Raw genomic sequence first — 18,726 nt, 5'->3', positions numbered from 1 at the left:
GCCGGTACCCGATCACTTCAACGCCGGCCGCTGTTTAAAGCCAGTGATATTTTCCCATACATGCCAATCAAGGCCATCCAATCGGAATGTTGACATAAGCAGGACACCCCAGGCCAGAGCCAATACCAGACCCACATAAATTGGAATTCGACTCGAAGAAAATCGGCGCAGAATCATATAGTTTGTGAGTGGTGCCCATGGTCTACCACACCAAACACTTTCCTTGATATCAGCCTTGTTCGAGTTATCTTGAAACAAGTGAACCAATACTTTGCGACCCACTAGTTTCTCGTCAATCTCTGAAGGCATTTTGATATCAAGCTTATCGTTCAAATATCGATAGACGCGGTGCTTTTTCAAAAGCTCCACCATGAAGCCTTCCGACTTTTTGCAGTTGATCTCCCAGTGTTCCTGCCAGTACTTAGCACCAGCAGCCATGCCAGCTTGGAAAAGAGACACCAACAACCCAACAAGACAGATTACAAAACTAACTATGGGCAACTGCCCTGCAGACTGGCAAACTCCTGCAAAAAGCACTCCCTGAAAAATCATGAAAAAGTTATTTCTTTGTACAAGCTGGGAGATTTCAAAGTTTCTCAGCTCAATAGAAAGACTATAAATTGCCTTCCATGCTGCGAGATCATCGATCACTGTCCGGCAAGACTGCTCAGCCATCCGCTTGAAGAACTCGGGGTTTTTTGAATACTTCTTCTTCATTGCGGCGATCGATTTATCAGTTTCATCCGACACTGGATTTCTCCCCCATAGAAATCCGCCGATAGTGCCATATTGGCATCACAAATTCATCAACCGTTGAATTTTCGGTCGGCTGCACAACTCTGTAATCAAAGGAGTACAGCCGTACTCCTGCCTATAGCGCTCTCCCCTCTATTCACTGCCGCGATATGGCGGCCAAGGCGAAGCTATGTCTCAAGCAAAGGAACGCCCGATCCTGTTCAGCGGGCCGATGGTCCGCGCCATCCTGGAAAGTGCAAAGACGGTCACCCGCCGGGTGATGAAGGTTCAGCCCGTCCTGAGGGATGGTTTATGGCAGGTTTACGGTGCCGGCTGGGGCGAGGGAATGACCAGCATCCCGGCTGTGCAAGGACACAGTCTCTCAGCCAACTGCCCTTACGGCCAACCAGGCGAACGTCTCTGGGTGCGCGAAACTTTCAGCCGCTCTAATCCAGGCGGCGACGAAGGTGTGTACTTCTACAGGGCAGATGGGCGGTTCCCAGCAGCCATGGGCGGCGGGCGCTTCTACGGCGATGAGCGTTGGAAGCCGAGCATCCACATGCCACGTGCCGCTTCCCGCATTCTGTTGGAGATCACCAGCGTTCGGGTAGAGCTCTTACAGGCCATCACGGAGGCTCAGGCCGTGGCTGAGGGCTGCCAGGCACTGGAAGGCTGCAAATGGCATACCTTCAAAGAGGCTGCCGCCGGCGTCCCAATGCACGACCATACCGCTCGGGATGCCTTCGAGGCGCTGTGGGAGAGCATCAACGGCGAAGAGTCTTGGTCATCCAACCCATGGGTCTGGGTCGTCGAGTTCAAGCGGGTGACACCATGACCCGCCTCGCCCTCTGCCTCCTGCTGCTGGCCACCGGCGCCAGCGCAACCGAGAACGTCATCGACGTGCAGCACGACAGCCAGCGCGGCGTGACCTGCTACCTGCTGAATGGGGTGGGCATCAGCTGCATCCCCGACAGCCAGCTGCAGGCCGGCAACGAGCGCCAGCTCTCCCCGCACGAAACACAACCCGAACCTACACCCGCACTGGCGCCTGGGCGCTGGATTGATGAGAGGTATCAGCTGTGAAAATTGGAAGAATTCTTATCGGACTGCAATGGTGCTACGGCGCGAAAGACCAAGCTGTGATCTTGAGCTGGGGGCTGAAGTGCGGCTACTGGCGGTGGGCGATCTGGTGGCGTAAGCCAAAGAAAGCGCTGTGCCTTCCGGCCTTCGGGCCATCCATGGCGGCAGGTACCAAGTACTTCGTCGGCCACGGCCACTTTGGTGCTTGGGCGCGGCTTCCACTGATCGGCTCGTTGTCCATCTCAACCCAACCGCCCTACCCGGCGCAGGTACAGCCATGACCGACCTGATCGAAGTGAGGGTATCCAACCTGGCCGGCGCTCCGCTGGACTGGGCTGTGGCAATGGCCGAAGGGTTCACCATCGATCCGGAATGCCGAACAACCGTGTGGCACCCAGGCGGCTTGCCTTGCAGCATAAGCATCCGTGGCGCTGCAGATGGCTTCGGTTGGCGCCCATCCACCAACTGGGGACAGGGTGGCCTGCTGATCGACAAGCACAGCGGCACCACTCAGCACATTCCCGGGCTGCCTGCCGATCTGTGTTACGCCGGTGGCCCTGCCGGCGCAGGAGTCTGGTGCTACGGCCCCACGGCCCTGATCGCGTTCTGCCGGGGCCTCGTTAACCACAAGCTCGGCGATACCGTTCAGGTGCCGAAGGAGCTGATGCCGTGATCCCGCATACAGGCTGGCTAAGGCGGCAACTGGAATCCGCGCTCATTCTGCTGGCCGCCTGGATCATCGGCGGTCGCAATGTCACCAGGTCCGGTGTCGTTTCGCGGCGAGACAACAACGACATGTACGCGATGGCCGAAAAGCTCGAAGACATCGCTGACCGCATCGCCGACGGCTACCCGAAGCCATAACCCTCCCCCAACTACTCAAGCCCGCCGACATGCGCGGGCGAGGATGACCTGTGCTCAAACAAATTGGAAAGTTCATCACCGAGCCGCTTCGCAAAGGCGACAAGCACCGACCACTGCGGTGGCGGATGGGTATGCGCCTGAACCACATTCACCTGGCTTTTCACCATGACCGCCCGCGCGCCTGGAATGCAATCGTGATCGCCGGCCGCTGGCTGATCTGCAAGCACTTCGGCCATAGGTGGTCATCGTTCTCGCCGGTCAAGTACGGCGACTTCGGCGACTCGCGCATGTGCAAGGTCTGCCGGATCAGCCACGGACGGCATCGCGGCGTTGACAGCTACCACGAGACGCACCGGCCAGGCGGCTGGACGCCAATTGCCAAACCCTGACCACGAATCTGCCGCCACCGGCGGAGTGGAGACCATCCCATGGAAACCGAGATCCTTTCGGACGAAGAGCTGGCCGACCTGACCGGCTACAAGGCCAGGGGCTGGCAGCGCCGCTGGCTCAACGAGCGCGGCTGGCACTTCGTAGAAAGCCGCGGCGGTCGGCCCCTGGTGGGCCGCCAATATGCCCGCATGAAATTGGGCGTAACCCTTGAGGTGGTGCCGCTGGCACCGCCGCCCCCGCCACCCGTACCAGCTTGGACGCCAGATTTTTCAAAGGTGAGGTGATATGCGCCCCCGCAGCACAGAGAACAGGGATTTGCCGCCGGGCGTGTACCGGCGCAAGCGCACCAGCAAGAGCAAGAAAAACCCGAACAAGGCGTGGATCAGCTACTACTATCGCGACAAGGACGGTAAGGAAATTCCCCTGGGCACGGACCTCAGCCTGGCCAGGATGAAATGGGCAGAACTGGAAGCTCGAGAAAAGCCGCGTGACTTGCTGCTAATGGGAGCGATCTTTGATCGCTACGAGCGAGACATCATCCCCAAGAAAGGCGAGCGCACGCAGAAGGACAATCTGGCGGAGCTTCGACAGCTACGACCGTTCTTCGACAAGGCCCCCATCGAAGCCATTACACCTGCCCTTGTCGCCCAGTACCGTGATGCACGCTCGGCGCCGGTACGCGCAAACAGGGAAATCGCCCTGCTCTCCCACGTGTACAACATGGCGCGGGAATGGGGGCTCACCACCAAAGAGAATCCCTGCCAGGGCGTTCGCAAGAACAAAGAGGTGCCGCGGGACTTCTATGCGAATGATGCGATCTGGAGCGCTGTTTACGCGAAAGCGGTCGGTGAGTTGAAGGACGCCATGGACTTGGCGTATTTGACGGGCCAGCGTCCGGCGGACGTGCTGGTGATGAGAAGGGATGACATCGAGGATAAGGCCCTCGGCGTTAAGCAGAAAAAGACCCACAAGAAGCTGAGGATCATGCTTGAGGTGGATGGAGTCGAAAGCGGCCTGGGCGCATTGATCCGGAAGATATTGGAGCGGAACGCGCCGCATGGTTCGCCGTATCTCTTGCTGACCGAGTCAGGAAAACGCGTCACGGCCGCCATGCTTCGCCATCGCTGGGACGATGCCCGGGAGGAAGCAGTGAAAGCAGCGGTAGCCGCCGGCGACCAAGTGCTGGCTGGCCGTATTAGCCAATTCCAGTTCCGTGACATCCGCCCGAAAGCAGCATCCGAGATCGTCGATGTCGAGCACGCCAGCCTGCTGCTGGGCCACACCAAGGGCGACATTACCGAGCGGGTATATCGCCGAGTTGGGGCCCTGGCGAAACCGACCAAGTAAGAAAGTATCGGAAGCGCTTCCGAAATAAACCATTCCCAAGGGTGTTCCCATGGGTAGTTTTTCTATGCCCTAAAAACGCAAAAAGCCCTGAATAATCAGGGCTTTGAATGTGGCGGAAGCGTAGAGATTCGAACTCTAGGATAGTTGCCCATCGACGGTTTTCAAGACCGTTGCCTTAAACCACTCGGCCACGCTTCCAGTTCGTTTTGCGGCCGCCATAATACCGTAATGAAACAAGCTGTCAAACTCTCTGTGTCGCGGGTTGCGGGAGCTCTGATAGACTCCTAGCATCTGAACGTCTGAAAACCACAGGTTTACCAAGGAGTGTCGCCATGCGCGAACAGGATTACGCCGTACACCACGGCCAGCAGGTCGAGCAGCAGGAGATCAGCAAGGTCCTGCGCAACACTTATAGTCTGCTGGCGCTCACCCTCGCCTTCAGCGGTGTCATGGCCTTCGTGGCCCAGCAGATGCGCGTCGGCTACCCGAACGTGTTCGTGGTGCTGATCGGCTTCTACGGGCTGTTCTTCCTTACCAACAAGCTGCGTGATTCGGCCTGGGGCCTGGTGTCCACCTTCGCCCTCACCGGCTTCATGGGCTTTATCCTCGGCCCTATCCTCAACCGCTACCTGGGCATGGCCGGTGGCGCCGAGGTGGTCAGCTCGGCATTTGCCATGACTGCCCTGGTGTTCGGCGGCCTGTCGGCTTATGTGCTGATTACCCGCAAGGACATGAGCTTCCTCAGCGGCTTCATCACTGCGGGCTTCTTTGTCCTGCTGGGTGCTGTCGTGGCCAGCTTCTTCTTCCAGATCAGCGGCCTGCAACTGGCGATCAGCGCTGGCTTCGTGCTGTTCTCGTCGGTCTGCATCCTGTTCCAGACCAGCGCGATCATTCACGGTGGCGAGCGTAACTACATCATGGCGACCATCAGCCTGTATGTGTCGATCTACAACCTGTTTGTCAGCCTGCTGCAGCTGTTTGGCATCATGGGTCGGGATGACTGATTGATTGCTGCAAGAGAAAGCCCGCTTCGGCGGGCTTTTTTGTGGGAGCGGGTTCACCCGCGAACACCGGCGCAGCCGGTGCCAGGCACCGCGTTGGTTTCTTCGCGGGTGAACCCGCTCCCACAGGGTCCGCGCAGGTTTCAGGCTTGAACAAACAGCACCAATAATTGACCATAAAGTCAGATAATCAGGCAAATGGTCGTCGATCATGCCGCCATCGTGCTTTTCTCTACCCCAATTCGCCATCACCCCGTAGAATGCGCTCCTTTTTTCTTCCGGGGCAGCTTTTCGCAATGAGCTCACACGAACACAGCCCAGGCGCGGCGGCGCCTGCCAATGAACTGGTGCTTGGTCTTGAGGACAAGCCACGGCTGTTGATCGGCCTGCTGGCAGCACTGCAGCACCTGCTGGCGATCATCGTGCCGATCGTCACCCCTGGCCTGCTGATTTGCCAGGCGCTGGGGGTTTCCGCACGTGATACCAACCTGATCGTCTCCATGTCGCTGGTCATCTCGGGTATCGCCACCTTCGTCCAGTGCAAGCGCTTCGGGCCGTTCGGTGCCGGGCTGCTGATCGTCCAGGGCACCAGCTTCAACTTCGTCGGCCCGCTGATTGCCGGCGGGGCGCTGATGGTCAAGCAAGGTACGCCGGTGGAAGGCGTGATGGCGGCCATCTTTGGCGTGGTAATCGCCGGCTCGTTCGTCGAGATGGGCGTGTCGCGCATCCTGCCCTTCGTCAAACGCCTGATTACCCCGCTGGTCACCGGCATCGTGGTGCTGATGATCGGCCTGACCCTGATCAAGGTCGGCCTGATCAGCATGGGTGGTGGCTTCGGCGCCATGGCCAATGGCACCTTCGCCAATGGCGAGAACCTGCTGCTGTCGGGCGTGGTGCTGGCGATCATCGTCATCCTCAACCGCATTCCGGTAGTGTGGATGCGCAGCTGCGCCATCGTTATCGCCCTGGCGGTCGGCTATGCGCTGGCCGGTTACCTGGGCCGCCTGGATTTCACCGGCATGCACGAAGCCGCGCTGTTCCAAGTGCCGACGCCGCTGCACTTCGGCCTGGGCTTCTCCTGGGCACTGTTCATCCCGATGCTGGTGATCTACCTGGTAACTTCGCTGGAAGCCATCGGTGACGTCACCGCCACCAGCAAGGTGTCGCGCCAGCCGGTCGAAGGGCCGGTGTGGATGCAGCGGATCAAGGGCGGTGTACTGGTGAACGGGGCCAACTCGCTGCTGGCCGGCTTGTTCAACACCTTCCCGAGCTCGATCTTTGCCCAGAACAATGGCGTGATTCAGCTGACCGGGATCGCCAGCCGCCATATCGGTATGTGGATTGCCGTGATGCTGGTGCTGCTGGGGCTGTTCCCGAGCGTTGCCGGGGTGATCCAGGCGGTGCCGGAACCGGTGCTGGGTGGTGCGGCCATGGTCATGTTCGGGGCGGTTGCGGCTTCGGGGATCAATATCCTGGCCAGCACTCGCCTGGACCGTCGCGCCCTGCTGATCATCGCTGTATCCCTGGCCCTGGGCCTGGGTGTGGCGCAGGTGCCGGAGTTCCTGGCGCACATGCCGGCGGCGATTCGCAATGTGCTGGAGTCGGGCGTGGCTACCGGGGGTATCTGTGCCCTGGTGTTGAACTGGTTCTTGCCGGAGAGCAAGGAACAGGCTTGAGCCTGGAGTCCTTCTGTCAGGGCCATGGGGCTGCTTTGCAGCCCATCGCGACGCAAGGCCGCTCCTACACGAGGCCGCGTAGACCTGAAGATTGGTGCAAGACAGAAAGCCCGCCCCGCCATGCACAAGCGGGCGCGGGCTTTTTTGCTTTATCATGGCACCATTCCTTTTGCATGAGTTATCCATGAAATTCGCTATCGCGGTGTTCTCCCCGGCCCATGCGCCCTCCTCGCGGCGCGCCCTGCGCTACGCCGAGGCGGTGCTGGCCGGCGGGCATGAAATTGCCCGGCTGTTCTTCTACCAGGACGGGGTTCACAGTGCCTCGGCCAACGTGGTCGCCCCCCAGGACGAGCTGGATGTTGCCAGCCAATGGCGCGAGTTCATTGCAGCCCACCAGCTGGACGCAGTGGTGTGCATCGCCGCCGCCCTGCGCCGTGGCGTGCTCGACGAGGCCGAGGCCAACCGCTACCAGCGCCCGGCCGTGAACCTGCCCAAGCCTTGGGAGCTGTCGGGGCTTGGCCAGCTGCATGAGGCGGCGCAAGTTGCCGATCGCCTTGTCTGCTTCGGAGGCGACTGAAATGGCCAAATCCTTGTTGATCATCAGCCGCCAGGCGCCGTGGAACGGCCCATCGGCCCGTGAAGCACTGGACATCGCCCTGGCTGGCGGCGCGTTCGATCTGCCGCTGGGCATGCTGTTCCTCGATGACGGCGTGTTCCAGCTCGCTGCGGACCAGCAGCCCACCGCCGTGCAACAGAAGAACCTGGCCGCCAACTTGCAGGCGCTGCCAATGTTCGGCGTCGAGGAACTGTTCGCCTGCAGCCACAGCCTCACTCGCCGCGGCCTGGCAGCCGACACTCTGACGCTGCCGGTGCAAGTGCTGGACGACGCGGCCCTGACCGCACTGATCGCCCGTTTCGACCAAGTGGTAACGCTCTGATGACGACCCTGCATGTAATTGCCCACTCCCCGTTTGGCGACGAGCGCCTGGCCAGCTGCCTGCGCCTGCTCGGCACCGACGACGCCCTGCTGCTGTGCGGCGATGCTGTATATGCCCTGCGCAGCGGCAGCGAACCGCACCAACAGCTGCAAGCCGCCGGCCTGGCCCAGCGCCTGTTCGCCCTGGAAGAAGACGTGCAGGCCCGCGCGGTCGGCAACGAGCTGGCCAAGGCCGTGGACTACGCCGGGTTCGTCGAACTGTCGCTGCATTACGACAAGGTCAACAGCTGGCTATGAATACCCTCAACGTTGGCGATCAGGCGATCGCCCTGGACAAGGACGGCTTCCTGGTCGACCTGCAAGACTGGTCGCATGCCGCCGCCGAGGCTTTGGCCGCGCGCGAGGGCATCCCGTTGACGGCGGACCACTGGGAAATCCTCGAACTGCTGCGCCAGTTCTACCAGGAATTCCAGCTGTCCCCGGCCACGCGCCCGCTGATCAAGTACACGGCCCTCAAACTGGGCCCGGACAAGGGCAACAGCCCGCACCTCAACCGCCTGTTCAACGGCACTCCCGCCAAACTGGCCGCCAAGCTGGCGGGCCTGCCCAAGCCGACCAACTGCATATGACAGAACCTCGCCCGCTTACCCTGGAAACCCCCGCCGAACACCCGTTCGCCGAGTTCGTGCGCATTCTTGGCAAAGGCAAGCGCGGCGCGCGTGGCCTGACCCGTGAAGAAGCCCGCACTGCCATGACCCTGCTGCTGGAAGGCAAGGTCGAAGATGCCCAGCTCGGTGCCTTTCTCATGCTGCTGCGGCACAAGGAAGAAAGCGCCGAAGAACTGGCCGGCTTCACCGAGGCCCTGCGCGCCCACTTGCAGGCGCCGCGCATCGCCGTTGACCTGGACTGGCCCACCTACGCTGGCAAGAAGCGCCACCTGCCCTGGTACCTGCTGGCTGCCAAATGCCTGGCCAACAATGGCGTGCGCATCCTGATGCACGGTGGCGGTGCGCATACCGCCGGGCGCATGTACACCGAGCAACTGCTGTCCCTGCTGGAAATTCCACTGTGCCGTGACTGGGCTGCGGTCAGCCGGGCCCTGGACCAGCAGCGCCTGGCCTTCTTCCCGCTGCAGGACTGGGCGCCGCAGTTGCAGCGCATGATCGATCTGCGCAACACCCTGGGCCTGCGTTCGCCCATCCACTCGCTGGCTCGGGTGCTCAACCCGCTGGCTGCGCGTTGTGGCCTGCAGAGCATCTTCCACCCCGGTTACCAGGCGGTGCACCGCGAGGCCAGCCGCCTGCTGGGCGACCATGCCGTGGTAATCAAGGGTGATGGCGGCGAGATCGAGGTCAACCCCGATGTCATCAGCCATCTGTACGGCACCACCGCCGGCGAAGCCTGGGACGAGGAATGGCCAGCGCTGAGCGAACGCCGCCACGTGAAGCCGCCAAGCCTGCAGCCCGAGCAATTGCTGGCGGTCTGGCGCGGCGAGGCCGAGGACAGCTACGGTGAAATGGCTGTGGTCGCGACCATCGCCCTGGCCCTGCGCGGCCTGGGCCAGGACCGGGAGCAGGCTTTCGCCACGGCACGTGGTTACTGGGGCGCACGCAACCAATCGAATAACTAGATAGTAAGAGTGCAGTCTTTGCGCTAGTTATTCGAACGTTTTCCCCTAGACTGGGCTCCAACGACAAACAACTTTGTTCCGAGGAGCTCACCATGGGCCTTTTGATCGACGGCCGCTGGCATGACCAGTGGTATGAAAACGGCAAGGACGGCACGTTCAAACGCGAAAACGCCCAACGCCGCAATCAGCTGCCCGCTCCCGAAGCTGGCCGTTACCACCTGTACGTCTCGCTGGCCTGCCCATGGGCACACCGCACCCTGATCTTCCGTGCCCTCAAGGGCCTGGAGCCGTTGATCGACGTGTCGGTGGTCAGCTGGCTGATGCAGGACCATGGCTGGTCTTTCGACCAGCAGCAAGGTTCCAGCGGCGACCACCTCGACGCGCTGCAGTACCTGCACCAGCGCTACACCCAGGATGACCCGCACTACACTGGCCGCGTGACTGTACCGGTGCTGTGGGACAAGAAAGAGAAACGCATCGTCAACAACGAGTCGTCGGAGATCATCCGCATCTTCAACAGCGCGTTCAACGAACTGACCGGCAATACACTGGACCTGTACCCAGAGCCGCTGCGCCCGACCATCGAGGCGCTGAACGAACGCATCTACCCGGCGGTGAACAACGGCGTGTATCGCGCAGGCTTTGCCACTACGCAGGAAGCCTACGAGGCTGCGTTTGACGAAGTGTTCAACGAACTGGACTACCTGGAAGACTTGCTGAGCCGCAACCGCTACCTGGCCGGGGAATACCTGACCGAGGCCGATGTGCGCCTGTTCACCACCCTGGTGCGCTTCGATGCGGTGTACCACGGGCACTTCAAGTGCAACCTGCGCCGCCTGAGCGATTATCACAACCTGTCGAACTGGCTGCGTGAACTGTACCAGTGGCCGGGGGTGGCGGGCACAGTGGACATGGAGCATATCCAGAAGCACTACTACATGAGCCACAAGACCATCAACCCGAACGGGATCGTGCCCAAGGGGCCGCTGCAAGACTTCAACCTGCCCCATGATCGGGAGCGGTTGGCAGGCAAGGGGATTTGGCAGGCTTGAGATTGCAGGGGCTGCTCTGCAGCCCCATTGCGACACAAGGCCGCTCCTACAGGGGGTCGCTGTTTCCTGTAGGAGCGGCCTTGTGTCGCGATGGGCCGCAAAGCGGCCCCAACGATTTCAACTGATCTGCGAACCTTCGAACCAGGCCAGCTTGTCACGCAACTGCACCACTTCCCCGACAATCACCAGGGTCGGCGCATGCACTTCATGCTGGGCCACCAGGTCCGGCAAGTCCGCCAAGGTGCCGGTGAACACCCGCTGATTACGCGTAGTCCCCTGCTGCACCAGCGCCGCCGGGGTACTGGCCGCGCGGCCATGGCGAATCAGCTCGGCGCAGATGGTCGGCAAGCCCACCAAGCCCATGTAGAACACCAGGGTCTGCGCCGGCGCCACCAGGTCATGCCAAGGCAGGTTGCTGGTGCCATCCTTCAGGTGCCCGGTCACGAAACGTACTGACTGGGCATAGTCGCGGTGAGTCAGCGGAATCCCACCATAGGCGGAACACCCACTGGCCGCGGTAATGCCCGGCACCACCTGGAACGGGATGCCATGCTCGGCCAGTTCTTCGATCTCTTCGCCGCCCCGGCCGAAGATGAACGGGTCGCCGCCCTTCAGGCGCAGCACACGCTTGCCCTGCCGGGCCAGGTCGACCAGCAGGCGGTTGATCTGGTCCTGAGGCACGGCATGGTCGGCGCGACGCTTGCCCACGTAGATACGCTCGGCATCGCGGCGGCACATCTCGATGATCGCCGGTGCCACCAGGCGGTCGTACAGCACCACATCGGCCTGCTGCATCAGGCGCAAGGCACGGAAGGTCAGCAAGTCCGGATCGCCCGGGCCCGCCCCCACCAGGTACACCTCACCGCCCTGCTGCACCGGTGCACCGTCGACCATCGCCTGCAACAGGCGCTCGGCCTCGGCGCCCTGCCCGGCCAGCTGGCGCTCGGCAATCTGCCCCTGAAACACGGTTTCCCAGAAGCCACGGCGCTGGTTGACGTCCGGGTACAAGGCCTTGACCTTGTCGCGGAAGCGTGCGGCCAGGCCGGCCAGTTCGCCGTACGCGGACGGGATCCAGGCCTCCAGCTTGGCGCGAATCAACCGCGCCAGCACCGGGGCATCACCGCCACTGGACACCGCAACCACCAACGGCGAACGGTCGACGATCGCCGGGAAGATCACCGTGCACAGGGCCGGCGCATCCACCACGTTGACCGGCAGGCTGAGGGCCTGCGCATCCGCCGACACCTGGGCATTGAGCCCGGGGTCGTCGGTGGCCGCGATCACCAGCCGGCAACCGACCAGGTCGGCTGCCTGATAGCCGCGCACCAGCACCTCGCCGCCACCTTCCCGGGCCAGCGCGGCCAACTGGCCGTCGACATCCGGTGCCACCACGCGCAGCGCGGCGCCGGCATCGGCCAGCAGGCGCGCCTTGCGCAAGGCGATCTCACCGCCGCCAACGACCAGCACGCGGCCGCCCTGCAGCTTGTGGAACAGCGGCAGGTAATCCATTTAGCGGATAACCTCGACGCCGCCCATGTAAGGCTTCAGCACTTCCGGCACACGGATCGAACCGTCGGCCTGCTGGTAGTTTTCCAGCACGGCAACCAGGGTACGGCCTACGGCCAGGCCGGAGCCGTTGAGGGTGTGCACCAGCTCTGGCTTGCCGGTTTCCGGGTTGCGCCAGCGGGCCTGCATGCGGCGCGCCTGGAAGTCACCGCAGTTGGAGCACGAGCTGATTTCGCGGTACTTGTCCTGGCTTGGTACCCACACTTCCAGGTCGTAGGTCTTCACCGCACCAAAGCCCATGTCGCCGGTGCACAGGGCCAGCACGCGGTACGGCAGCTCCAGCAGCTGCAGCACGCGCTCGGCGTTGGCAGTCAGGCCTTCCAGGGCTTCCATCGACTTGGACGGCTCGACCACCTGCACCATCTCGACCTTGTCGAACTGGTGCTGGCGGATCATGCCGCGGGTGTCACGGCCGGAAGCACCGGCTTCGCTGCGGAAGCACGGGGTGTGGGCAACCAGTTTCAGTGGCAGCTGCTTGGCGTCGAGGATTTCACCGGCCACCAGGTTGGTCAGCGACACTTCGGCGGTCGGGATCAGGTAGAAGTCGGCCTCGCCTTCGCGGCTGATCTTGAACAGGTCCTCCTCGAACTTCGGCAGCTGACCGGTGCCCTGCAGGGCCGGGGCCTGGACCAGGTACGGGGTGTAGTGCTCCTCGTAGCCGTGCTCGCCGGTGTGCAGGTTGATCATGAACTGCGCCAGGGCGCGGTGCAGGCGGGCGATCGGGCCGCGCAGCACGGCAAAACGTGCGCCAGACAGCTTGGCGGCGGCTTCGAAGTCCAGGCCACCGCTGACTTCGCCAAGGGCGACGTGGTCCTTGATTTCGAAGTCGAAAGCCTTCGGCGTGCCCCAACGGCGCACTTCGACGTTGTCGTCTTCGCTGGCACCGACCGGTACGCTGGCGTCCGGCAGGTTGGGGATGGTCAGCAGGATGCCATCCAGTTCAGCCTGGATGCCGTCCAGCTCGGTCTTGCCGGCAGCCAGTTCGTTGGCCATGCGCTCGACGTCGGCCATCAGCGGCGCAATGTCTTCGCCCTTGGCCTTGGCCTGGCCGATGGACTTGGAACGGGCGTTACGCTCGGCCTGCAGCTGCTCGGTGCGGGTCTGCACAGCCTTGCGGCGCTCTTCCAGTGATTCGATGCGCGCGACATCCAGGCTGAAGCCACGGGAGGCCAGGCGATCCGCCACTTCCTGAAGTTGGCCGCGTAACAGTTTGGAATCGAGCATATCGTTCTCTCGTTATGTGTAGGTGTTGGTTCAGAATCGGGTCAGGGACAGGCCGGCCCAGGTCGCGAGCAGCCCGCCCACCACGCTGATACCGGTATAGCCCAGAGCCAGCGGCACTTGCCCGCTTTCCAGCAGGCGTACGGTATCCAGCGAAAAGGAGGAAAAAGTCGTCAGGCCACCGAGGAAGCCGACGATCAGCCCGGCGCGCAGCTCGACCGGCACGATCGGCTTGTGCAGGAACAGGCCATAGAGCAGGCCGATCAGCAGGCAGCCAATCAGGTTGACCGCCAGCGTACCGAGATAGAAGTGCCGTGGCCAGTGGGCAGCCACCCAGTTGGTGGTAGCGAAGCGCAACAAGGTACCGGCAATACCGCCAGCGCTGACGGCGGCAATCAGTGCAATCACGGTTTTCTCCGCTGGCGGGGGCTGTTGCGGTCAAGGTCGGCCAAGTGGCGCAGCTTCTCGCCAATCTTCAGTTCCAGGCCACGAGGCACCGGCTGGTAGTACTGGCGCGGCTCGAGCTCCTCGGGGAAGTAGTCTTCGCCGGCAGCATAGGCGTCGGGTTCATCGTGGGCATAGCGGTACTCGTCGCCATAGCCCAGTTGCTTCATCAGCTTGGTCGGGGCGTTGCGCAGGTGCAGCGGCACTTCCAGCGAACCGTGCTCGGCGGCCTCGCGCAGGGCGGTCTTGAAGCCCATGTACACCGCGTTGCTCTTCGGTGCGCAGGCGAGGTAGGTGATGGCCTGGGCCACCGCCAGTTCGCCCTCGGGGCTGCCCAGACGCTCTTGCACATCCCAGGCCGCCAGGCACAGGCTGAGCGCGCGCGGGTCGGCGTTGCCGATGTCCTCGCTGGCCATGCGCACCACGCGGCGGGCGATGTACAGCGGGTCGCAGCCGCCGTCGAGCATGCGCGCGAACCAGTACAGGGCACCATCGGGGTTGGAGCCGCGCACCGACTTGTGCAGTGCGGAAATCTGGTCGTAGAACGCCTCGCCACCCTTGTCGAAGCGGCGGCGGCTGTCGCCGAGCAGGCTCTGCAGCATCTCGACGTCGATCTCGCTGCCGTCTTCAGCCAGGTCCGAGGCGTTTTCCAGGAAGTTGAGCATGCGCCGGCCATCACCATCGGCGGCGGCCATCAGCATCTTGAAGGCGTCGTCACCAACCCGCAGGTTGCGCTTGCCCAGGCCGCGTTCTTCAGTCAGCGCGCGGTTGACCAGCTTGCGCAGCGCCGCCTCGTCCAGGCTCTTGAGCACATACACCCGCGCCCGCGACAGCAATGCGTTGTTCAGCTCGAACGACGGGTTTTCGGTGGTGGCGCCAATGAACAGCAGGGTGCCGTCTTCCACATAGGGCAGGAAGGCATCCTGCTGCGACTTGTTGAAGCGGTGCACTTCGTCGACGAACAGGATGGTACGGCGGCCGTACTGGCCAGCCTGCTGCTTGGCCACTTCGACCGCCTGGCGAATCTCCTTCACCCCGGCCAGTACCGCCGACACCGTTTCGAAGTGCGCGTCGCAGAACTGCGCCAGCAGCCGCGCGAGGGTGGTCTTGCCCACCCCTGGCGGCCCCCAGAAGATCATCGAGTGCAGCGCACCCTGCTCCAGCGCCTCGCGCAGCGGTTTGCCGCGCGCCAGCAGGTGCTCCTGGCCGACGTACTCGTCCAGGTTGGACGGGCGCAGGCGAGCGGCCAGGGGCTGGGCGACGGGTTCGCTTCGAAACAGGTCCATGGCGAGCTCTGGTTACTCCTTGATGACGTCCGCGCCTTTGGGGATGTCGAACTTGAACTTGCTGTCCGGCACCGCCTGGTTGGCTTTCACGCCATTGAACAGGATGTTGGTGCGCTGGCCGACGCTGTCGATCAGCTGCATGTCGTTGATCAGGCCCTTGCGGAACGACACACGCAGCGAGTCGAACAGGGTGTCCTTGGTCTTCGGCTTGAGGGTGAAGTCCATCACTTCGCCCTGCTCCTTCGAGCTGATGTCGAAGCTCTGGCTGATCTTCGACACGTCACCGGACAGCAGCAGCGCCGGGGTCTGGTTCAGGCGCTGGTCAAGCTTCTTGATGGTGGCCTGCTCCAGGTCCGGGTCCCACAGGGTGACGTTCTCGCCGTCGGATACCACCACCTGCTCCTGCGGCGCATCGGTGTGCCAGTAGAACAGGCCCGGGCGTTTGACGGTCATCTTGCCGGAGGTTTCCTGCAGGCTGGTGCCGCCGGCGTCCAGGGTCAGCTGGGAAAAGTTGGCCTCGATGGTCTGCGACTTTTCCAGCAATTGGGTCAGGCGTTGTACGTCTTGCTCACCGGCAAAAGCCGATACGGTGGCCGACACAGAAGCCGCGGCCAGGGCAGAAACCAACAGCATGCGAATCGCGCGCATGGGAGTCCTCATCGAGCATTGAAAAGGCCGGGCGCCACCGTTGGCGCCCGGCAAGGTGTTCGTCAGTCGCGCGGGCCGCCCGGGGCTATCACTTCCCGCGAGCCGTTGCTGTTCATGGGGGTGACCACGCCGGCCATTTCCATGGCTTCGATCATGCGGGCGGCGCGGTTGTAGCCGATCTTCAGTTTGCGCTGCACGGCCGAGATGGACGCGCGGCGGCTTTCCAGCACGAACTGCACGGCCTCATCATACAGGGCGTCGCTTTCCGAATCTTCGCCATCGCCACCACCGCCGCCGCCTTCGAAGCCGCTGCCGGCCTCCTCGACGCCGTTGAGGATGTCGTCGTTGTAGTCCGGGGCGCCGCGCAGCTTCCACGCTTCCACCACGCGGTGCACCTCGTCGTCGGAGACGAACGCGCCGTGCACACGAATCGGCAGGCTGGTGCCCGGCGGCATGTACAGCATGTCACCGTGGCCCAGCAGCTGTTCGGCACCACCCTGGTCGATGATGGTCCGCGAGTCGATCTTGCTCGACACCTGGAACGCCATGCGGGTCGGGATGTTGGCCTTGATCAGGCCGGTAATCACGTCCACCGACGGGCGCTGGGTAGCGAGGATCAGGTGGATACCGGCCGCACGTGCCTTCTGGGCGATACGGGCGATCAGCTCTTCGACCTTCTTGCCGACGATCATCATCATGTCGGCGAATTCGTCGACCACCACCACGATGGTCGGCAGGGTTTTCAGCGCAGGCGGCTCATCGTCCATGCTCTCGCGGCGGTACAGCGGGTCATGGATGATTTCGCCGGCTTCCTGGGCGTCCTTGATCTTGCGGTTGAAGCCGGCCAGGTTACGCACGCCCATGGCCGCCATCAGCTTGTAGCGCCGCTCCATCTCGGCCACGCTCCAGCGTAGGGCGTTGGCGGCGTCCTTCATGTCGGTGACCACCGGGCACAGCAGGTGCGGGATGCCCTCGTAGATCGACAGTTCGAGCATTTTCGGGTCGATCATGATCAGCCGCGCGTCTTCCGGGCTGGATTTGAACAGGATCGACAGGATCATCGCGTTCACACCCACCGACTTACCGGAACCGGTAGTACCGGCCACCAGCAGGTGCGGCATCTTGGCCAGGTCGGTGATCACCGGCTTGCCGCCGATGTCGTGGCCCAGGGCCAGGGTGACCGGCGACTTCTGCTCGTCGTACTGCGGTGTGGCCAGCACTTCGGAGAAACGCACCATCTGCCGGTTCTCGTTGGGGATCTCGATACCCACGGTGGTCTTGCCGGGGATGACCTCGACCACACGCACACTGGTCACTGCCAGCGAACGCGCCAAGTCCTTGGCCAGGTTGGCGATACGGCTGACCTTCACGCCGGCGGCCGGCTGAATTTCGTAACGGGTAATCACCGGGCCAGGGTGGATCGAGTCCACCGCCACTTCCACGCCGAATTCCTTGAGTTTGATTTCCAGCAGCTGGCCGACACCGGCCAGAGATTCCGGCGAGTACTCGATCTTCTTCTGTTCGGCCGGGTCGAGGATGGAGATCGACGGCAAGGTGCCTTCCACCGCGCTGTCGACGAACAGCGGCGCCTGCTTCTCCTTCATCACCCGCTTGCTCGGCTCCGGCGCCCTGGCGGGTGTCGGCGGCACGATCATAGGGGCCGCGGCAGTTTGTTCGCGGGAGATTACCGGCTCACGTGGTGCCAGCGACTCGCGTGGCACCACAGGCTCGCGCGACAGGGTTGGCTCACGTGGCTCGACCGGCTGGGCAGGTGCTTCTTCACGCTTGAAGATGCGCTCGCGCAGCGCCGGCTTGGCCGGTTCGCGCTTGTCGGCGGCCATTGGCGCGGCCTTGACCACCGGTTCATCCTCGCGCAGCTGCGCCTCCAGGCGCTTGCGTTCGTTGCGTGCTTCCCACCAACGGTTGGCGGCGCCCTGCACCAGCTCGAACAGGTCGAGGGTGATCTTGCCGGTCAGGTCCATCACCTTGAACCACGACAGGTCGGTGAACACGGTCAGGCCGAACAGGAACAGGGCAATGAACATCAGCGTGCTGCCCTGCACGTTCAGCAGGTTGCGCGCCAGGTCGCCCAGGCTCTCGCCCAGTGCGCCACCGGCGGAGAACGGCATGCTCGCAGGCGGGTGGAAATGGATATGCGCCAGCGCCGCACCAGACAGCACCAGGAACACCAGGCCGATCAGCCGCCAGGAGAACAGCCAGCCGCTCCAGTCCCAGGGCTGGTGGCGTTCGCGGAAGATCTGCCAGGTCTTTATCGCCAGCAGCAGCGGGAAGATGTAGGCGAAGTACCCCAGCACCATGAACAGGATGTCGGCGAAGTAGGCACCAGCACGCCCGGCGGCGTTCTGCACCTGGTCGACGTTGCTGGTGTGGCTGAAGCCCGGGTCCGACGTATCGTAGGTCAGCAGCGCCATCCACAGGTACAGGCACAGGGCGCCGACAGCGATCAACGCACCTTCCTTGAGGCGATAATGCAGCTGCTGCCGCCACAGGGGGACGGGCAAGGGAGCTGGAGTTGCGGTGGATTTCTTCAAAACGCGTCTATTCCTGCGCGTGCTGCGCGTCCAATAGTGATCGGCCGACGGTGCGGCCAATGAACCACTACTTTTAACATTACTGCCCGCCAGCCGCCATGGCGGCACGCCAGATGGGGGTATGGCCGGGGGCGACTTTCATATAACTGCAATTTGAGCATGCATTTTCTTTTGTGACAAAGGCTTATGCTGTGTTTTTGCACAGGTGTGACAGCAAATGTAGCGGATGGTGCCTGCTGTCTCATGAATGTGTAGGAAATTGCCTATTTTCATCGCCTGTGCCCGCCTCTTCGCGGG

22 protein-coding genes and 1 tRNA gene are annotated in these 18,726 nt (G+C 62.6%); 15 read left to right on the top strand and 8 right to left on the bottom strand.

Annotation, left to right across the window (positions count from 1 at the left end; translation table 11 throughout):
• Positions 1 to 12 precede the first annotated feature (12 nt).
• Complete coding sequence (locus CAG46_RS23415) at positions 13 to 750, bottom strand: hypothetical protein (protein WP_143493371.1); 738 nt, start codon at positions 748 to 750, stop codon at positions 13 to 15.
• 175 nt (positions 751 to 925) lie between these two features.
• Between CAG46_RS23415 and CAG46_RS23410 the strand changes: the two genes are divergently transcribed.
• From CAG46_RS23410 to CAG46_RS23375, 7 genes are all read left to right on the top strand, one after another.
• Positions 926 to 1,570 (top strand): hypothetical protein, encoded by a 645-nt coding sequence (locus CAG46_RS23410; RefSeq protein ID WP_085614929.1) that lies wholly within the window; start codon positions 926 to 928, stop codon positions 1,568 to 1,570.
• Positions 1,567 to 1,818, top strand: a complete 252-nt coding sequence (locus CAG46_RS23405; protein WP_024086938.1) for a hypothetical protein — start codon at positions 1,567 to 1,569, stop codon at positions 1,816 to 1,818. Before CAG46_RS23410 ends, CAG46_RS23405 begins: the two co-directional genes overlap by 4 nt.
• A gap of 274 nt (positions 1,819 to 2,092) precedes the next feature.
• Complete coding sequence (locus CAG46_RS23395; protein WP_085614925.1) at positions 2,093 to 2,488, top strand: phage protein NinX family protein; 396 nt, start codon at positions 2,093 to 2,095, stop codon at positions 2,486 to 2,488.
• Positions 2,485 to 2,679, top strand: coding sequence for a hypothetical protein (locus CAG46_RS23390; protein WP_085614923.1), 195 nt, complete (start codon positions 2,485 to 2,487; stop codon positions 2,677 to 2,679). The genes CAG46_RS23395 and CAG46_RS23390 overlap by 4 nt, the downstream gene beginning before the upstream one ends.
• 50 nt (positions 2,680 to 2,729) lie before the next feature.
• Positions 2,730 to 3,068 (top strand): hypothetical protein, encoded by a 339-nt coding sequence (locus CAG46_RS23385; RefSeq protein WP_085614921.1) that lies wholly within the window; start codon positions 2,730 to 2,732, stop codon positions 3,066 to 3,068.
• A gap of 39 nt (positions 3,069 to 3,107) precedes the next feature.
• Positions 3,108 to 3,353 carry a DUF4224 domain-containing protein gene (locus CAG46_RS23380; RefSeq protein ID WP_085614919.1) on the top strand — a complete coding sequence of 82 codons (246 nt, stop codon included), beginning with the start codon at positions 3,108 to 3,110 and terminating at the stop codon, positions 3,351 to 3,353.
• Between the two features lies 1 nt (position 3,354).
• Positions 3,355 to 4,416 carry a tyrosine-type recombinase/integrase gene (locus CAG46_RS23375; RefSeq protein WP_085614916.1) on the top strand — a complete coding sequence of 354 codons (1,062 nt, stop codon included), beginning with the start codon at positions 3,355 to 3,357 and terminating at the stop codon, positions 4,414 to 4,416.
• A 110-nt stretch (positions 4,417 to 4,526) separates the two neighbouring features.
• On the opposite strand, the gene CAG46_RS23370 is transcribed toward CAG46_RS23375, so the two are convergent.
• Positions 4,527 to 4,614: transfer RNA gene (locus CAG46_RS23370), tRNA-Ser, on the bottom strand.
• 134 nt (positions 4,615 to 4,748) lie between these two features.
• On the opposite strand from CAG46_RS23370, the gene CAG46_RS23365 reads away from it, so the two are divergent.
• From CAG46_RS23365 to CAG46_RS23325, 8 genes are all read left to right on the top strand, one after another.
• Positions 4,749 to 5,420 (top strand): Bax inhibitor-1/YccA family protein, encoded by a 672-nt coding sequence (locus CAG46_RS23365; RefSeq protein ID WP_003251184.1) that lies wholly within the window; start codon positions 4,749 to 4,751, stop codon positions 5,418 to 5,420.
• Between the two features lie 293 nt (positions 5,421 to 5,713).
• Positions 5,714 to 7,093: a nucleobase:cation symporter-2 family protein gene (locus CAG46_RS23355; protein WP_013973275.1), complete on the top strand. Its 1,380-nt coding sequence runs from the start codon at positions 5,714 to 5,716 to the stop codon at positions 7,091 to 7,093.
• A gap of 184 nt (positions 7,094 to 7,277) precedes the next feature.
• Complete coding sequence (gene tusD, locus CAG46_RS23350) at positions 7,278 to 7,670, top strand: sulfurtransferase complex subunit TusD (protein WP_061551162.1); 393 nt, start codon at positions 7,278 to 7,280, stop codon at positions 7,668 to 7,670.
• Position 7,671: 1 nt separating this feature from the next.
• A complete protein-coding gene (gene tusC / locus CAG46_RS23345; RefSeq protein ID WP_025339764.1) occupies positions 7,672 to 8,031 on the top strand; it encodes a sulfurtransferase complex subunit TusC in 360 nt (119 codons plus the stop codon).
• Complete coding sequence (gene tusB, locus CAG46_RS23340; RefSeq protein ID WP_085614914.1) at positions 8,031 to 8,327, top strand: sulfurtransferase complex subunit TusB; 297 nt, start codon at positions 8,031 to 8,033, stop codon at positions 8,325 to 8,327. The genes tusC and tusB overlap by 1 nt, the downstream gene beginning before the upstream one ends.
• A complete protein-coding gene (locus CAG46_RS23335; protein WP_003258880.1) occupies positions 8,324 to 8,659 on the top strand; it encodes a TusE/DsrC/DsvC family sulfur relay protein in 336 nt (111 codons plus the stop codon). Before tusB ends, CAG46_RS23335 begins: the two co-directional genes overlap by 4 nt.
• Positions 8,656 to 9,660: a glycosyl transferase family protein gene (locus tag CAG46_RS23330; protein WP_085614912.1), complete on the top strand. Its 1,005-nt coding sequence runs from the start codon at positions 8,656 to 8,658 to the stop codon at positions 9,658 to 9,660. Before CAG46_RS23335 ends, CAG46_RS23330 begins: the two co-directional genes overlap by 4 nt.
• A 92-nt stretch (positions 9,661 to 9,752) precedes the next feature.
• On the top strand, positions 9,753 to 10,712 hold the full coding sequence (locus CAG46_RS23325) for a glutathione S-transferase family protein (RefSeq protein WP_075045641.1): 960 nt from the start codon (positions 9,753 to 9,755) through the stop codon (positions 10,710 to 10,712).
• Positions 10,713 to 10,829: 117 nt separating this feature from the next.
• Here the strand turns inward: CAG46_RS23325 and cysG are convergent, their stop codons facing one another.
• From cysG to CAG46_RS23295, 6 genes are all read right to left on the bottom strand, one after another.
• On the bottom strand, positions 10,830 to 12,221 hold the full coding sequence (cysG, locus tag CAG46_RS23320) for a siroheme synthase CysG (RefSeq protein WP_085614909.1): 1,392 nt from the start codon (positions 12,219 to 12,221) through the stop codon (positions 10,830 to 10,832).
• Positions 12,222 to 13,502, bottom strand: coding sequence for a serine--tRNA ligase (gene serS / locus CAG46_RS23315; protein ID WP_025339770.1), 1,281 nt, complete (start codon positions 13,500 to 13,502; stop codon positions 12,222 to 12,224).
• A gap of 30 nt (positions 13,503 to 13,532) precedes the next feature.
• Positions 13,533 to 13,907 (bottom strand): fluoride efflux transporter CrcB, encoded by a 375-nt coding sequence (gene crcB / locus CAG46_RS23310; RefSeq protein WP_075045642.1) that lies wholly within the window; start codon positions 13,905 to 13,907, stop codon positions 13,533 to 13,535.
• Entirely contained in the window at positions 13,904 to 15,229 is a 1,326-nt protein-coding gene (locus CAG46_RS23305) for a replication-associated recombination protein A (RefSeq protein ID WP_013973284.1), read from the bottom strand. The genes crcB and CAG46_RS23305 overlap by 4 nt, the downstream gene beginning before the upstream one ends.
• Before the next feature lie 12 nt (positions 15,230 to 15,241).
• Positions 15,242 to 15,877, bottom strand: coding sequence for an outer membrane lipoprotein chaperone LolA (gene lolA, locus CAG46_RS23300; RefSeq protein ID WP_085614907.1), 636 nt, complete (start codon positions 15,875 to 15,877; stop codon positions 15,242 to 15,244).
• Positions 15,878 to 15,939: 62 nt separating this feature from the next.
• A complete protein-coding gene (locus CAG46_RS23295) occupies positions 15,940 to 18,489 on the bottom strand; it encodes a DNA translocase FtsK 4TM domain-containing protein (protein ID WP_371917546.1) in 2,550 nt (849 codons plus the stop codon).
• Positions 18,490 to 18,726 lie beyond the last annotated feature (237 nt).

The sequence above is a fragment of the Pseudomonas sp. B23(2017) genome (assembly GCF_002113725.1).
GTDB classification, from domain to species: domain Bacteria; phylum Pseudomonadota; class Gammaproteobacteria; order Pseudomonadales; family Pseudomonadaceae; genus Aquipseudomonas; species Aquipseudomonas putida_Z.
This window is presented reverse-complemented; position numbering and strand designations above follow the sequence as displayed.

Coding starts and splice junctions, on each gene's coding strand:
- CAG46_RS23410 (WP_085614929.1), top strand. CDS start 926: ATGTCTCAAGCAAAGGAACGCCCGATCCTGTTCAGCGGGCCGATGGTC.
- CAG46_RS23405 (WP_024086938.1), top strand. CDS start 1,567: ATGACCCGCCTCGCCCTCTGCCTCCTGCTGCTGGCCACCGGCGCCAGC.
- CAG46_RS23395 (WP_085614925.1), top strand. CDS start 2,093: ATGACCGACCTGATCGAAGTGAGGGTATCCAACCTGGCCGGCGCTCCG.
- CAG46_RS23380 (WP_085614919.1), top strand. CDS start 3,108: ATGGAAACCGAGATCCTTTCGGACGAAGAGCTGGCCGACCTGACCGGC.
- CAG46_RS23375 (WP_085614916.1), top strand. CDS start 3,355: ATGCGCCCCCGCAGCACAGAGAACAGGGATTTGCCGCCGGGCGTGTAC.
- CAG46_RS23365 (WP_003251184.1), top strand. CDS start 4,749: ATGCGCGAACAGGATTACGCCGTACACCACGGCCAGCAGGTCGAGCAG.
- CAG46_RS23355 (WP_013973275.1), top strand. CDS start 5,714: ATGAGCTCACACGAACACAGCCCAGGCGCGGCGGCGCCTGCCAATGAA.
- tusD (WP_061551162.1), top strand. CDS start 7,278: ATGAAATTCGCTATCGCGGTGTTCTCCCCGGCCCATGCGCCCTCCTCG.
- tusC (WP_025339764.1), top strand. CDS start 7,672: ATGGCCAAATCCTTGTTGATCATCAGCCGCCAGGCGCCGTGGAACGGC.
- tusB (WP_085614914.1), top strand. CDS start 8,031: ATGACGACCCTGCATGTAATTGCCCACTCCCCGTTTGGCGACGAGCGC.
- CAG46_RS23335 (WP_003258880.1), top strand. CDS start 8,324: ATGAATACCCTCAACGTTGGCGATCAGGCGATCGCCCTGGACAAGGAC.
- CAG46_RS23330 (WP_085614912.1), top strand. CDS start 8,656: ATGACAGAACCTCGCCCGCTTACCCTGGAAACCCCCGCCGAACACCCG.
- CAG46_RS23325 (WP_075045641.1), top strand. CDS start 9,753: ATGGGCCTTTTGATCGACGGCCGCTGGCATGACCAGTGGTATGAAAAC.
- cysG (WP_085614909.1), bottom strand. CDS start 12,221: ATGGATTACCTGCCGCTGTTCCACAAGCTGCAGGGCGGCCGCGTGCTG.
- serS (WP_025339770.1), bottom strand. CDS start 13,502: ATGCTCGATTCCAAACTGTTACGCGGCCAACTTCAGGAAGTGGCGGAT.
- CAG46_RS23305 (WP_013973284.1), bottom strand. CDS start 15,229: ATGGACCTGTTTCGAAGCGAACCCGTCGCCCAGCCCCTGGCCGCTCGC.
- lolA (WP_085614907.1), bottom strand. CDS start 15,877: ATGCGCGCGATTCGCATGCTGTTGGTTTCTGCCCTGGCCGCGGCTTCT.